General features: G+C 61.3%; 9 protein-coding genes and 1 pseudogene. 2 read left to right on the top strand and 8 right to left on the bottom strand.

Annotated elements, in window-relative coordinates; genetic code table 11:
* Positions 1-47: 47 nt before the first annotated feature.
* The gene (locus tag WKF55_03290) at positions 48-989 is read left to right on the top strand and encodes an arsenite methyltransferase (GenBank protein MEJ7758600.1); all 942 of its coding nucleotides are present in this window, start codon (positions 48-50) and stop codon (positions 987-989) included.
* Here WKF55_03290 and WKF55_03285 read toward each other — a convergent pair.
* The 3 genes from WKF55_03285 to WKF55_03275 all read right to left on the bottom strand — a co-directional run bounded on the left by WKF55_03285 (position 937) and on the right by WKF55_03275 (position 5184).
* Positions 937-1380 (bottom strand): hypothetical protein, encoded by a 444-nt coding sequence (locus WKF55_03285; protein ID MEJ7758599.1) that lies wholly within the window; start codon positions 1378-1380, stop codon positions 937-939. The two genes, WKF55_03290 and WKF55_03285, sit on opposite strands and share 53 nt — an antisense overlap.
* 994 nt (positions 1381-2374) lie before the next feature.
* On the bottom strand, positions 2375-3640 hold the full coding sequence (locus WKF55_03280; GenBank protein MEJ7758598.1) for an arylsulfotransferase family protein: 1266 nt from the start codon (positions 3638-3640) through the stop codon (positions 2375-2377).
* Between the two features lie 170 nt (positions 3641-3810).
* Complete coding sequence (locus tag WKF55_03275; protein MEJ7758597.1) at positions 3811-5184, bottom strand: DPP IV N-terminal domain-containing protein; 1374 nt, start codon at positions 5182-5184, stop codon at positions 3811-3813.
* Positions 5185-5398: 214 nt separating this feature from the next.
* Between WKF55_03275 and WKF55_03270 the strand changes: the two are divergent.
* Positions 5399-5497: pseudogene (locus WKF55_03270) on the top strand (transposase zinc-binding domain-containing protein).
* Between the two features lie 13 nt (positions 5498-5510).
* Here WKF55_03270 and WKF55_03265 read toward each other — a convergent pair.
* The 5 genes from WKF55_03265 to WKF55_03245 form a co-directional block, all read right to left on the bottom strand.
* Positions 5511-7310 (bottom strand): hypothetical protein, encoded by a 1800-nt coding sequence (locus WKF55_03265; protein MEJ7758596.1) that lies wholly within the window; start codon positions 7308-7310, stop codon positions 5511-5513.
* 549 nt (positions 7311-7859) lie between these two features.
* The gene (locus WKF55_03260; GenBank protein MEJ7758595.1) at positions 7860-10568 is read right to left on the bottom strand and encodes a TonB-dependent receptor; all 2709 of its coding nucleotides are present in this window, start codon (positions 10566-10568) and stop codon (positions 7860-7862) included.
* A gap of 1 nt (position 10569) precedes the next feature.
* Positions 10570-11994, bottom strand: coding sequence for a hypothetical protein (locus WKF55_03255; protein ID MEJ7758594.1), 1425 nt, complete (start codon positions 11992-11994; stop codon positions 10570-10572).
* Between the two features lie 146 nt (positions 11995-12140).
* The gene (locus WKF55_03250; protein ID MEJ7758593.1) at positions 12141-14687 is read right to left on the bottom strand and encodes a serine/threonine-protein kinase; all 2547 of its coding nucleotides are present in this window, start codon (positions 14685-14687) and stop codon (positions 12141-12143) included.
* On the bottom strand, positions 14680-15213 hold the full coding sequence (locus tag WKF55_03245) for an ECF-type sigma factor (GenBank protein ID MEJ7758592.1): 534 nt from the start codon (positions 15211-15213) through the stop codon (positions 14680-14682). The genes WKF55_03250 and WKF55_03245 overlap by 8 nt, the downstream gene beginning before the upstream one ends.
* Positions 15214-15410 lie beyond the last annotated feature (197 nt).

The following is a 15410-nucleotide window of genomic DNA, read 5'->3' as shown; positions in this document are numbered from 1 at the left end:
TTTTCTTGTTCCAATCATCAACATTTCTTGATTAAAGGATGGAATACATGACGACATCAGCTGAAGATCTCACCACAGTCGTTCGCGAGAAGTACGGCGAGGCCGCACGCAGAGCCGCCGAAGGCGCAAAAGCCTCATGCTGCGGGCCTGTCAACTCCTGCTGCGGAGGAGATGCGTTCAACGGTACGACTGACCCGATCACCTCGAATCTCTACGCAAACGGCGAGACCGATGAGCTACCGTCCGCGGCAGTTCTCGCATCGCTCGGCTGCGGAAACCCGACGGCGCTCGCACAGCTCGAAGAGGGAGAGGTTGTGCTCGATCTCGGATCCGGCGGCGGCATCGATGTAATTCTCTCGGCACGAAGAGTCGGCGACACCGGCAAGGCGTATGGCCTGGACATGACTGACGATATGCTCGCCCTCGCAAGGCAGAACGCGGCAGACGCAAACGTGACGAATGTCGAGTTCCTGCGAGGCCAGATCGAGTCGATCCCGCTGCCGAACAATTCAGTCGACGTAATTATCTCCAACTGCGTGATCAATCTTTCGGGAGACAAGCGGACTGTGCTTGCCGAGGCATTCAGGGTGCTGAAGCCCGGCGGCCGCTTCGCGGTGAGCGATGTCGTCGTACGGGGCGAGACGCCGCCGGAGGTACGAAAGAGCATGGAGCTCTGGATAGGCTGTGTCGCAGGCGCGCTGGAAGAGCAGGAATTTCTTTCTCTTCTCACCGAAGTGGGATTCGAGAATCCAAGTATCGAGCCTACGCGAATCTATGAGGCACGCGACGCCGCAGCCTTTCTCGCTGGAACCGGGCTCAATGTCGAAACCGTTTCGGCTCAGATCGACGGAAATTTCATGAGTGGATTTATCAGAGCGACGAAACCCGGGGGATCTGCAAAGCCAAAGAATGCCGCCACGGCACTCCAGCCGGCTTCTACTTCTCCTGCAGCAATACCGGCAGCGCCTTCGAATACCCGGGAGCAGTGAGCTGCAATGAGCTCCCAACGCCGCCCACCGTTGTGTAGTTCCCCTGAAAGCTGCCCGCAACGGTTTTACCCTCGTACACCATTCCGCTGAACGCCAGGGTCAGGGCCGGACGCTGATAGCTCCCCGCAATCGTGATAGGCACCGACGCCGCAGCATTCGTTTCCTTCATCGTTCCGCTGCCAGTCACCGCACCATTCCCCGCCTGGCTCAGCGTGAACGCCAGCGTAACCGGGTTGGCTCCTGTGCTGCTCCCCGTCCACTCACCGTTGACCGAAGCAAGAATGTCTTCCAGAGACCGGTTGATGTCCTCTTCAGTCGGTCCGGAGCAGGCGGCCAAAAACAGACTTCCCAGAACAGCAGCGCGGAGTGAAACAGTCCTTATGACATTCATTCGTCGAGATCCAAAGTGGAGGTGAGGAGCACAACGGTGTTAGCGCGGCGGCTTCTGTCCGTTGCACTCATACCATCAAACTAATTCGACTCTGCCGTCGCGAAATGCCAGCCCCCAGTCCCGGAATGCCTGGTGAGCGAGCGTCCGGGAAGCGTGAAAAGCAGATTGCAGGTGGAACCGCCGTCGCAGGACTCATGCGGCTCAACGACAAGATCCGGTCGGCGGCATTACCGCAGCGGGAACAATGAAGCTTGCGCAATACGGCGAAGCCCGGAACCCCGTTACCGTGCAGGACCTGCTCCACCGCATCGAGCATCAACCGCTCTGCACTGGCGCAGCAACGAAATACCTGACAGGACAAAGGTCGCGGTCTGCAGAACGGCGCTGAGCAGATCGAAACTGGCCTTGGCGCGATAGACAGAAAACGGGTCAAAGATTGCCCGCGTATGCGCCTGAGGCCAGCGTCTCGCCGATTCCTTTATCTCGAATGGACGCTCCGCTGACCGCTGTCAATGGACGTAGACGATGCCGTAATCAGGCGCAGTCAAGCATCCAGCCGAGCAATAAGGGTACTCTCCCGCAGTCATGAGCCTGAGTGTCGCGGATCCGGTGGTCAGGTCCAGCGAGTCCACAACCTCATGGTTCTTGTCAAGGAGAAAAAGCATCCGGTGTTCCACACCTGACCAGCTGCCATCGGACGCCGGCAAGGCAGCTGACCGCGAGCTGGTGCCGCCAGCCTCTCGGCTCACTGAACAACAAGCCGGGCGTGGGCTCGCCACGGCCACACGCTAACTTCGAAAGGCGGTGGAAATCAACGTTCCTACAACGGCCGGAACCGCTACCGGTGCGGTCGCATCCTTTCGGGCAGCTCGGAACGCGCTCAAGTACTCGTCCCCGGATGAACGAGCCCGGTCTATCGAGGAGTTGAAGGGCGGACGACGCTCGCGACTGCGACAGTGAGCTTCATGTGTAATCGAATCCGGAATGTATTAGCTTAACGCGGATCACCCGCGCCCGGTGTGTACAGCGACTGGATTCGCGTCGCACGGAATATGTAGCCCGGGTTCCCGCCGATCTTCCAAATGACATTGCCCGCGCGATCGTACTCTTCCACGCTCCCGCCATTCCCGTAGGAGACGAGCATACGTCCGCCCGGCAGACTTTGTGTCGTTCCGCCGAGCAGCGCCACGGCGCCGGTGGAGGACGCAACTGACTGGGTCAGTTGCACGCTCCGGGAGCTTTCATCGAACCGGTACCGCTCGGCGCGGGTCTGCGACCTGTCGCCAAGGTTGTCCAGCAGGACGATCTCTCCCGCGCCGGTGGCCCGGACGCCATGCTGCCGGGCGAACAGCTGCCCGCCGGCAATTTCCGCTGTGAACTGATTTCGTAATCCCCCCATTCGCCACACGACAGCGCCCGTTCGCGTATCGATCTTCGTTATTTCGCTCAAGTTGCGGAACGACACAATGAGGTTCCCGGTGGGATCGAGATCAAAGGAGTTGCCGTGCGTCCAGTTGATGACGGTGCCCGCCCTGTCGGCCGGTTCGAGGGCGCCAAGCTCGGTCTCGAAGTGATCGAACGGACTCCAGTCGAACAGCAGCTCGCCGCTCGCGCTTACGTGCTGGATTGCGGTTCCCTGCACAGGTGTCTGCGCTGAGCGCCCCGACGCCGTGAGGTCCAGAGCGCGTGTCTCATCGCACAGCAGCCAGTAGGAGCCGTCACGGAGGGCGAGCAGGTCGTGCGGACGCGGCTCCAGTCCACGCCCGCAACGCAAAGTGCGTGTGATGTTCCCCAGCACGTCGACCTCGAGCCACGCGCCTGGCGCTCCACTTGTTGCGTTCGGCCGTGCTGCGTAACGGCCGTTCGGCTGCGGCTGAAAGTTCAGCCCCGGGCCGTTTGCAAACCGGTGGTACCATACCACGCGGCCGCTGTTGTCGATGACGATCCCGTAGCTGCCTGCTGCAAACGCCACATAACCAGGCGAAGGATCGGCGCCTGACGCAGTGTACCTCGGCAGATCGGCCGGCAGGGATTCCGTAATGAGCTCGTGCGATTTGCCGGTGGTTGCGCCGCACGAGTTGACTGCGACAACCTGCATGCGATAGCTCGTCCATTCGAGAAGCCCGAGGACGGGGAGACTTACCGAAGGGCCGGACGCAACACTCGCAGAAGTCACGCTGTCCAGAGCCTGACCGACCGGGCCGAAGCGCACGCGAATGCTGTCGGTGAGTCGTACTTCGGCTACAGCGATTGCGCTCAAAACGTTAGCTGGATTGCGAACGACGCTGCTGGACGAAACCTCCGGGAGATCGCATGCGATGGGCTCAACAACCCCGTCGCAGGCCATCGTCCAAGCGCCTGCGACGACCAGAAGTCCTGCAACATTGCGGACGAACAGGTGCGGTCCTCTCGGACGGCTCCGCGTCGACCTTATGGCCGCCACGCCGGCTGGTAATGCGATCCGGTGGTGAAGCGAGTCAATTGCGTTCCGTCGGTGCGTACAGTGAAGATTCCATCTGAACCCGCGAAGAGAAGCCGCGCGCCGTCCGGCATCCATGCGGGATCGGCGCCCGTCGCTACTCTCGTCACGTTCGTGCCGTCGGCTTTCATGATTGCGATGTCTTTCTGGCCGCTGTAGCGATTTGTCTCGAAAGCGATCCAGAGCCCGTCCGGACTCCATGTGGCGTCACCGTCGAAAGACACATTGTCGGTAAGTCGCTTCAGCCCGGTGCCGTCCCTGTTCACGACGCACAGCTGGGAACTGGCCTGGATGATTTCGCAGTCGAACACCAGGAGCTTCCCATCGGGCGACCATGCGGGGTTGCGAGCCTCCTTGAAGCTTCCATCGGTCAGTTTTTTAAGATCAGATCCGTCCGGCTGGACGGTGAAAAGATTATTCCGCTCCACGAACGCAATTGCGTTTCCATCAGGGCTCCACGCCGTGCCGAACGCGTTCTTCGTGTTCGGGACAGGCGTCACCTCGCGGGTTTCACTATCCAGGATCGCCACGCCCTTGCTGGAGCATCCCCAAAAGCAGAACCCGTCCGCAAAGGCGATCCTCTTTCCATCGGGAGACCACGACGGGTCATTCCCGTCGCGGAGGGCGGTCAGGAACGCCCCCTCTGCATCTGCTGTCATGATTCGGTCAAAGTCGACGAATGCAATGCGCTTCTCGGTACGCGTGCAGGTCAGCTCGAATCGGGCGACAGCTATCGATTTCGGGACCAGCTCCACGCTCAAAGGGTTCCTGCTCAGCAGTTGACAATTTTGGGGCACGCGGGAGAGGAAGATGGACTTGGCGCCAGCACGCTGACGAACGATGGCGACGGAGTCGTTCGGCCCGAGGCTAGGCCCTGACGGCCTTCCATCTATTTCGAAGCTGACATCGAGGGGCAAATCCGCTCCGGATGTCCTCGTCACGACCGCGAATCCGATCACCTCACAGACGACGGAAAACGTGACGTCCAGCGTGACGTTCGGCTCGACCGTGATGAAGCGCGGGTGCTGCCCCTGAACCGCGCAGTTGTCGGCGATACGCTCGAGCCTCAGCTCGTAGGTGCCGGTAAAAAGGCGCGCGGCGAAGGTGCCCGTGGAGGTGATGTTTCCGCGGGATTGTCTGTTGATGGAAAGCGCGTATCCGTCACGATCAGGATCGTCGCCACTCGTTTCGACTGTGATATGGAGCAACCCCGAGGGGGGCTCTATCGGCTGAGTCGAACTCAAGGGCGTTGTATCCTCGTTGCAAGCGATCGGCACAAATCCCAGCGCGAACGCAGTTGCTGCCCGCCACACAATGCTCTTCATGGTGCCCTCCAGGCGCCTTCGTAAACCATGCTTGGAAATCCGCTCACCCATTACTCGGAAAATCCGCACGGACCGGCTCATCATCGAGCGCGGTTCGGCCACTTACGGGGCTGCCGGCGCTATCGGACGCCGGCGAGGCAGCTGATCGCGGATCTACGTCGACCTTATGGCCGTCACGCCGGCTGGTAATGCGGTCCGGTGGTGAAGCGAGTCAGAGTATAGCTTTGCGCGCGTGCGCTGTGCCGCGTGCGCGCACGATTACTTGCTCGCCTTTTCGTGCAAGGCCCGCTACTTCTGCCCAAGTTGCTCCAGCCTCCCGTGCGTCTTCACGGCCGCCATGCCGGCTGGGAGACGCTAGTGATCACTGGCGGGATTGTCGCGGAATGCGCGATACCGTTCACCGTAACAATTCGAATCCGAGCAACGTCGTCGTAGTAATCGTACTCGGTGATCGCGATCTTGCGCCCATCCGGGGACCACATCGGGTCTTCGGGTTCAAGGTATTGCAGCATGAGTCGCGTTGACCCGGAACCGTCAGCGTTTATTACGAATATGTCGCGCGAAGTCGATGATACGCCGCCAGAGAATGCGATCCTTGTTCCGTCTGGCGACCATGACGGGTGAGCGTCCGGAACCGTGTTCGTGGTGAGGCGGCTCTGCTCCGAGCCGTCCGCATTCATCACATAGATATCCCCTCCCCCCGTCCTGCCACTTCGGAACGCGATTCGGCGTCCATCGGGCGACCACGCAGGGTCATCGTCGGTCGCGCTGTCGCTCGTGAGACGCAGAGGATTCGTACCGTCGGCATTCATCACATAGATCTCGGCATTGCCGTTGCGCTCGCTGACGAAGGCAATCCTCCGGCCGTCGGGCGACCACGCTGGATGATAGTCCCCCATAGCACTGCTGGTGAGTCGGACCTGGGCCGAGCCGTCCGCGTTCATCACGTAAACTTCGCGGTTGCCGTCACGGTCGCTGGCGAAAGCAATTCTGTTTCCGTCCGGCGACCATGCTGGATCCACTTCCGACGAAGGCTCGAACGTTAGTTGCCTCTCGCCGGTGCCATTGGAGTTGATCAGCCAGATCTCGCGATTGTTGCCGGTGACAACTTTCACGAACGCAAGCTGTGCGGGAGCTGAGCACCGAACGTCTACGACAATCGAAGTCGGACTTCCCGCGCCGACGGTAACGGCACGCGGGTTCGGCATAACAGGGTCGCAATTCGGCACTACATCGTAAAGCGTGAGCAGGTAGTCACCGGGGAGCAGACGGCCGATTGTTACGGTCCCGTTGGCAGGAAATGACATGCTCCTGGAAACGTTTGGATTCTGACGCCTAATTTCAATTCCATATCCGTTCGAATCGAGCTCGACCCCGGTAGTGGTTGTCGTTACCTGCAAACTCCCCTCTGCAACGCACCTGATTGTGAACGTCACGTCGGCCGTCTGACCCTTCGCAACCGTGACCCGTGGATTGGGCTGGTCGACGGTACAGTTGGCGGACACATCGCTGATAAACACCTCATGTTGACCGACCCTGACTCCCGCGATCGTTTCCGTGCCATTTGCCGGGAGTTTGATAGGTGGGACGTATGGGACAATCACGCGATAACCGTCCGAATCCGGATAAGCACCCGATGTAACGGTCGATATGCGGATGCTCCCCGTCGGCGGCATACAGGTAATAGAGAACGACACAATAATTGGAGCCGTAGGGTCGCCGCCGGTGACACTTACCGCGCGCGGGTTGGTTCCATCGACTGAGCAGTTTGGCGCCAGGCCATCGAGCTGCACCAGATGCTCGCCCGGTGACACGTTGGGAAACAGCACCGGGATGTTGCCGGAGGCAGCGCGGCCTTCGCCGCCGTCGATGCTGACGGTATAGCCATCTTGATCGAGGTCGGCGGCAACGCCCGTCGTCGCAAAGTCCACTCGAATCGTTCTGGTTTTAGCAGTCTCCGCGGGGCCAGAGGCCTCACTGCAGCCCACTGTCAGGATTGCAGCGACGCCAAAGCAGGCGGCCGCGAGGTAGGTGTTTCGTACAATCGCGACAAATCTCAGCGCGACCGCGGTTGCTGCCCGCCACACAATGCGCTTCATGTTGCTCCCGGGGACTTTGTATGCCATTCTCGGAAATCCGCTCACCCAGTACTCGGAAAATCGGCACCAATCGGCTCATCATCATGCGTGGTTCGCCGATTTACGGGGCAGCCTGCGCAGCCCTCGACGATGTTGAATGCGATGGATTCGGCCGCACGGATCATCTGGGACTTGAGCGACGCGTAGCCGGTTCGCGGGAACCGATGGGTTTCGCGGCGAATGTTCAGTATGCGCGCGTGCGCTTTGGTCTAAACGCGGAGCCGGCCATAATCCTGCATGAGGCAAATTGCTGTCGCCGTGGCATAGCAGCCCAACCCAACGATTTCGGATCAAAGCCGAAGCGCCCACGCCCCCGAATCTGATCCAGTCGATAGGGGTTACGGATGAACGGGCAACGGTGTCACAGGAAACGCACAACGCGCCACTGACTGGGCTTAGCCCCCAAATTCACCCATTCGACCGGGCGAAGACCTTTCTTTGCAGGTTCGGTGGGGAGACGTGGCGTCCTTAACTCCACGTCCGAAAGGCCGCCGATCGACTCGTCCACTCGAGCCTCCTGGCTCGCGTCAACACCGCCTAATGGTACGCCAGCCGCAGGTAAAGCGTGCGCCCGTTCATCCCGAAAGCGGACAGGCCTCCCGGGTGGCGGAAGATTCCCTGCATCGAGATGCCCTGTGCATTCAGGCCGTCCTTGAAGTCGTTCCACTCGTCAGGGTAGACGTCGAACAGGTTCGCTCCACTGAGCGCCACCTGGAGCCGGGGACGCAGCTGGTAGGAAAGACGAGCGTCCGTAATCCATTTCGGACCCACTATCTGATCCGCATCCGGGTTGTTCAGGTCCAGTTGAGCCGTAGGTCCCGAGCGCTGATTGTGGAGGTTGAAGCTCAGCGGGCTGGCGCTGTAGTTCACGGTCAGCGCGATGGTTTGCCGCGGCTGCCCGTTCTCGACTGGTCCTCCACTGACCCTGCTCAAAAGCACGGATCGAAATCGAGCAAGCTGAGGAGGCAACGGCGCGAAGTCAGTAACCACAGTTCGCGTATTGTTGTACCCGCCCAAGAGCCGCAGCACATGCGATCGGTTGAACAGCAATGCATGGCTTGCTACGATGTCGACACCCTGCGTTCGCGTATCCGTTGCATTACTGAAGTAGTTGCCGCCACCGATGCCGCGCAGTCCATTCTGCTCGAAGAGACGGATGAGCGAAGTGTCCGTTACTGAGCCTCGCAGACCGATACGATCATTTATGGTGACCCGGTAAAGGTCGGCGGTGATCCGGGGGAACCGCGGCAAATCGAGCACGACACCCGCGCTCCGGTTCAAGGCCGTTTCGGGACGCAGCGGTGTCGCTCCAATGAGCTGCGCCTCCGGCGAATTTACAGGGAATGTGCGAACCGCCAGTACGGTGTTCACGCCGTTCACCAGCTGGAATACAGTTCGGGTGCTGGAGATGTGTTGCTGCGTGAGCGAAGGTGCGCGGAAGCCCGTGCTCACGGACCCGCGGAGCGCGAGTCCACGCAGCAGCTGAATGCGCGCGGCAACTTTCCCGTCCGACGTCGAACCGAAGTCACTGTAGTGTTCGGCGCGCACAGCGGACTGCAGTAACAGACGCTGAGCGAAACGCCCTTCCGTTTCCAGATACAATGCTGAGCTGCTGCGTCGCGCGGATACCTCATCGAGAGGTCTGAAACCGAACATGCCCTGCGCACCGACCGGTGCACGCTGCCCGGCCTGCGGGCCATCGGGAATGCGCGCGCTTCCGTCGCGCCAGGAGTCTGGCTCACCTGCCCTGATCTGATACGTCTCGACACGGAATTCCGCCCCGCCGGCCATTGAAAGCGGGAAGGAGCCAATCTTCAGGTTGCGTACGACGTCCAGGTTGCTCGTCCACTGCTGCGCAGCAACCTTTCCTGCACAGAACTCGGTCGGGCTCGCAGCCCCTAGTGACGCGTTGTTGCTGTTTTGCACCCGGTAATCAGTGGCGTTCCCGCCCCAGGCGGAGCTCAGGTCCCACCGCCAGCCGCGCAGTGACCCGCGCATCCCACTCGCCAGGGACAGATCTCTGATCTGGCTGCCGATCTCGGGGAGAAACCCTTCCGGTTGAATGGCGCGCACAGTCCGGGAATCGAGTGGCCGTCTGAAGAACGCGTCTGGCGAGACGGCGTGCCGGTCCGCCGCTCCTCCGAACATGTATGCTTCTATTCCACGCGTAACGGGCGCCACTCCGAACAGAAAGAAACTCAGTGCGTCTACTGTGCCGTTACCGAGATAGCTGGAGATTCGCGGCGGTTCCGCGTTTCGTGGATCGCCAGTGAAGTATTGCTGCCGCCTGTCCGGATATGCGCGATTCGTCCCGCTTCTATTGCGCAATTCACCAGTCAGCGTGAGATGACCACCCCTGCCAGACACGAAGCCAAGCGTCGTGCTGGCCTCGAACAGCCGTCCGTCCTGAAAGTCACGGCCCCCTTCGGAGCTGTAAACACTTCCAATCGAAGTCTGCAAGTCGCGGCGCTGTCCGGATTTCAGTATGACGTTCACAACACCGCCAATCGCATCGGAACCGTACTGCGCCGCCGCGCCATCGCGCAGCACCTCTATTCGTTCGATAGCGCTTGAAGGAATGGCGTTCAGATCCGTCAGCCCTGTAGAAGGAACCGACGGCCCGGATAGCAGGACCGAGGCGGGATGCCGGCGCTTTCCGTTCACCAGCACGAGCACGTGATGCGGTGCCAGTCCACGCAGCGTCACCGGCCGCATATGGTTGTCGCCAATCGGGATGTGCGGGACGTTCACGGACGGAACCACGCGTTGCAGCTGCTGCCATGTTTCGTTCAGACCGGTGTTTTCCAGCAACTGAGCGGAGATCACGTCGACTGGGACCGCAGATCCGGCGGCCGTTCGCTCCAGCGCGCGCGTGCCTAACGCGACGACATCGTCCAGGGGCACAGCGCTGGGTTGAAGAGCAAAGTCCAAAACGCGAGATACGCCGGAAGCGAACGACACCGTCTGAGAGACAGGCGCGAATCCCACGGCAGTGATGCGTAGCTCGGCTTGCCCCGCATCCACCACCAGACGATATCTACCGTCGCCGCCAGTGGCCGAGAATCGCCTGCCCGCGACGACGCGCACGGTCGCATTTGTCACAGGACCACCGGTGACCGTGTTCGTTACGGTACCGGTAATTACCGCCGGTGCCTGAGCGGGAACCTGCTCCGCGACGCCCGTCACCAGGACGAGCGCCGCGGTAGCAATCCACGCTTTATTTGCGAGGATCGATGCTGTTGTCACTTTAGTGCTGATTTGCAAAGAACGCAGGTCCTGGAGCCGGATCGATTGCCCGGTTCGTTTGTACGAAAGCCTGCAGACTCCCCGTGATCTCGAGCCGGTTCCCGGTTCCTTGCAACGCGGGCGACACAGGTCCGGTGGGGCCAAGGACATCCGCGTATACATTCGACCGCAAGCCGCTGCCAGTCACGTTGTGGATCACCGCGCGTACGGTGTTGCTGTCGCCGGGAGCGAAAGCACCCGTCGACATGGCTCCGACAAGCCGCAGGTCAGCAACAGGCGCTGCCCCGCCGCACGAAGGAGTTGAGATCGTCGTGCCAATGAGTTTCAGATCGACGCTATTGCCTGTGGTCGGGCCTGATGTCGCCGGTCCGAAGAATCGCCTGCCGCCGAACGCGCTGACACCAGTCGTAAAGCCTTCGATGCGATCAGCTAGAGAGTAGATGCGAAGCGTGTTGTTCCGCGTCTCGCCTATCGGCACAGGGATCGGCGCGCCCGAACCGCCCTGGGCATTCCAGCCGAGCCGCTGCGGTGCGCAGAGATTGGGACTGTCGTTACGATAGAGGTTGTGACGCGACCGGATATCGGTTACGGAGCCCTGGACGGCGTCTGGACGGCTGACGCCCCCACTCGCAATGATCCCGCCGCCGATGACATTGCCCGCCGCCAGAACCGTCACCTTGGCAACCGGCGCGAAGTTGAAGGCGAACAAGCCGCAGGCTATGCCTGTTGGATTGGATCGGATGATTGACCGGGTCAGCCGCGTGGTGATCGCAGCGCCTGCGTGAGGCGGCGGATCGCTTCCGAGGTTCGGATTCAGTGTCAACACGTACAGGCCGCACCCGGTCGCGCCGGAGGGCAATATGGTGTGGCTGTTCGGATTGATGATCTCCACTTCCTCGACCGCCGCAAAAATGCGGTCGCCCGGGGCGCGCGAAAACACGCCGATTACATTGCCGGCGCGGCCAGCTATGTCCACGATCGCGATCCGCCGAACGGTGACATGATCACCGAGCGTCAGCACGGTTCCCGGCGTGTTCGCGGTCATTGTGAGAGTCGTGCCCGTGCCCGTTGCAAAGCCGGTTGGCAGTCCGGCGTCGTCGAAGAGCATGATGCCCTCGCCTTCCAGCGTAACCCCGTCGGGCACGGTGAGCGGCTGGGTGATGCTGTAATTGCCCGCGAGGACGCGGATGCGGCGACCGGCATTTTCCGGTGCCAGAGCAGCGATGAGCTCGGCAGAGTTGCTGACAACGATCGCGTCGTGGTCGTTTGCATTGACGAGTCCGCTCGTTACGATGTCCGGCGCTGTCGGATTCGGCGTGTCGGTAGCACAGGCTGTGGCGCCAAGCGCCAGCAGCGTCATCGCGAGCACCAGGGAAATGCGGGAAATGCGTGCGGGGTCTTGTGATACGGGGCGTACGGGTCGCATGGGATCTTCTCCGTTCGTGAGGGTTCACCCATATACTCGGATTTGTGTGTCTAACCGGCTCACGCGCCGGACAAGTGGCTGGAACAGCCGAGCGCATATGCGTACGAGCAGGTGTGGCACTCTCTGCCCCGGAATCGTCATTATGCTCAGCGCTCACCGACGAAGAACTCCGCTGCAGGTGCTGGATTGATCCCGCGGTTCGTTCGCGCGAAAGTCTTGGGATTACCCACTATCTCCAGCCGGTTTCCGGTTCCCCGAAGATGCGCGGGCAACGGTCCGAAACCCGCCGCGAGGTTTGCGTACACGTTGGACCGCCTCCCGCTCCCAGTCACGCCGCGAAGCTCTGCGCGGACAGTATTGCCGTCCCCAGCCGCGAGCACGTCAGTTTTCACCCAGCCGCCAATCAGCCTGAGGTCCCTGCCTGGCGCCAATGACTCGCCAGGCAGGTCCGTCGAAGTGCCGCCTCTTCCGGTCGAGGCACACAACGGCGTCACGAACGTGGTGCCGATAAGCTGCAGGTCGATGTGGTTGCCGATGGGCGCAGCATTGAGGGCCGCACCGAAGAAGCGCCGACCGCCGGTAGCAAGCACACCCGTCGTGAAGCCCTCGATTCGATCGTTCACAGAACGCAACCGAAGCCGGTTTCTCGCCGTCTCCGGCAGTTTAAGCGGGATGGGAGCGCCCGAACCGCCGGTCAGATTCCAGCCCAGAAGGACCGAAGCGCACTGATCCTGCCACTCGTTGCGGTAAATGTTGTTCTCCGATGCTATGTGCACCTGCGAATCGTGCACTGCGTCCGGACGGCTGACGCCTCCGTTCGCTTCGTTGCTTCCCCCGATAACATTGCGATTCATCTCCAGCGAGATTCTACTGTTGGCTGAGAAGTTGAACGCGAAGAGTCCGCCTCCGCCTTCCGGTGACCGGATAACCGACCGGAGCAGTCGAACGGCGACTGCCGCCCTGTTGTGAGGCGGTGGATCCGCTCCCATACTCAAATTGCGCGTGGTGATGTAGAGGCCGCGGCCGAGCGCGCCGCCGGCCCCGATAGTCAGCGGGTTCGGATTGACGATGACCGACTCGATGATTGTCGCCGACACCCGGTCGCCCGGACGACGCGACCCCACCGCCACGACATTACCGGAACGTCCTGCCACATCCACGATCTCGACATTGCGGACAGTCACACCGTCTCCAAGCGTCAGCAAATCGCCGCCGACGCTGGTCGTCATCCTCAGTGTCGTGCGGGGCGCATTCGAAAAACCGACCGGGTGTCCGTCGGGAGCGAAGCTCATAACGCCTTCTCCCTCGATGCTGACGCTGTCGGGAACGGTCAGCGGCTGGACGATATCGTAGGTCCCGGCGCTAATGCGGAAGCGGCGGCCAGCATTCGCCGGAACGAGCGCGGCGATGAGCTCGGCGGAATTGCTGATGACCGCTGTATTCCCTACGAACCTGAGCGCCGGCACGCTCTGCGCGACCGTCGGCGAGCGATCTCCGGTCCCGCCGCCACGGTACGCACTCCAACTCACCGCGCCGATCACGGCGAGCGCGGCGAATGCAGCGACTGGAAGTATGGCCTTTCGTGCACTGCGTCGCCGGGCGCTACGATTCCAGAACGGAGTTCGATGGGCAAGCGCCTCACCACGCTTTAGCGCGACGATATCCGCGACCAGCGCTTCTGCAGACTCGTAACGATCTTCGGGATCCTTCTGCAGCAGCGCACCGATCAGATTATCGAACGGCGACGAAAGGCTTCCATTCACTGATGAAGCGCACGACGGCTCGTCGTGAAGGATGGCGTGCAGCATTGAGATCTCGTGTTCGCCGCGAAACGGAAGGACACCGGTGAGCATCTCGTACAGCATCACCCCGATCGCCCACAAGTCCGTCCGCGCGTCCACTAAGCCGGTGCGAATCTGCTCAGGCGCCATGTATGCGATCGTTCCGAGTGTCGAACGTGACCCGGTGAGACTGATGTCCCGTATCTTGGCAAGGCCGAAGTCGAGGACCTTTACCGCACCTCCCGGCAGCAGCATCACGTTCCCGGGCTTGAGATCGCGGTGGACAATCCCCGCCGAGTGAGCGGAGGCGAGACCCGTCACGACCTGGGTGATAATGTCGAGCGCCTCAGCCGCCGGGAGTGAGCCCTGACGAGCGAGGTAATCCTTAAGTGTCTCGCCAGGATACAGCGGCATGGCGAGGAACACGCCGTGATCGCTTTCCCCGATTTCGTAAATGGTGCAGAGGTTCGGGTGATCCAGGGCGGCAGCCGAGCGCGCTTCGTTTATAAAGCGCTCTTTCACCTTGCGATCGATGTGCTGATTCGGCAGGGGAAACTTCAGCGCCACAGCGCGGCCCAGCTCCAGGTCCTCGGCGGTGTAGACGACGCCCATTCCTCCGGCGGCCAGATAATCCATCACCCGGAAGTGCGACACCGTCTGCCCTATGACGCCCAGCGGATCGCGAAAGCCGGTCACCGTTGGCGGTGCACTGCGCGGCGAACCAAACTGGTATTCGCTCAGGGCGGCTTCCGAGCCAAGGTCAGCCATCAGGAGGCGCTCCACCGCCTTACGAAGGGCTGGTTCTTCCGCGCCTAGAGCCTCGAGCCGGGGGCGGCGCGCGCCGTTATCAAGCTCTACAAGTTCATCGAAGAGCGGGCGAGCTCGCTGCCACAACTCACGATCGTCATTCACGGTCGGTCTCGCCAAGCTCGATGGTGAGCCAGGCCCGTGCAGACCTGAGGTCCCGCTTTACCGTGGCCAGCGACAGATCCATCGTGCGGGCGATCTCCTCGAGCGACAGTCCGCCAAAGTAACGCTGCTCGATCATTCGGGCCTGGCGCTCATCGAGCTGCTCCAGCCGTTTAAGCGCTTCGTCGAGGTCTTCCACGCGATCCAGATCGACGCCGGTGATCGACACGTCCTCGCCCAATTCAAGAAGCGCGGCGCCTCCGCCCCGTTTGCCTGCAACGCGCGCGCGCACATGATCGACAAGCACGTTCCGCATGACCCGCGCGGCTATGGCGAGAAAGTGATCACGGTTCTGGAACTTGGCGCCTGAGGATTCCACGAAGCGCAGGTAGGCCTCGTGAACAAGGCCAGTCGTATTCAGCGAGTGCTCGCCCGGGACAGCGGCCAATCGCTGATGGGCGAGAGCTCGCAGCCGGTCGTAGACGACCGGGATGAGCTGGTCGACGTCGCCGATGTGGCTGTCACTCATCTGTCGACGATCTGAAGAGGGCATACGACGGAGTGGCGCAATAGCAAAACAGCTCCGGACGCTGGTTCGGATGGGCCTTACCTCGATCCCTCAATACTCGCTTTCCCGACAGGAAGCAAGCACCCAATGCCGCTACTACGCAATCGCGGAGTTAGCGGTGGGGTGCGAAAGCTCATTGGCACGGGCTCAACTCGTGC

The organism is Gemmatimonadaceae bacterium (assembly GCA_037721215.1).
In the GTDB taxonomy this organism is placed as follows: Bacteria; Gemmatimonadota; Gemmatimonadetes; order Gemmatimonadales; family Gemmatimonadaceae; genus UBA4720.
The sequence above is the reverse complement of the archived record's forward strand: the minus strand, read 5'-3'. Positions and strand labels throughout refer to the sequence as shown.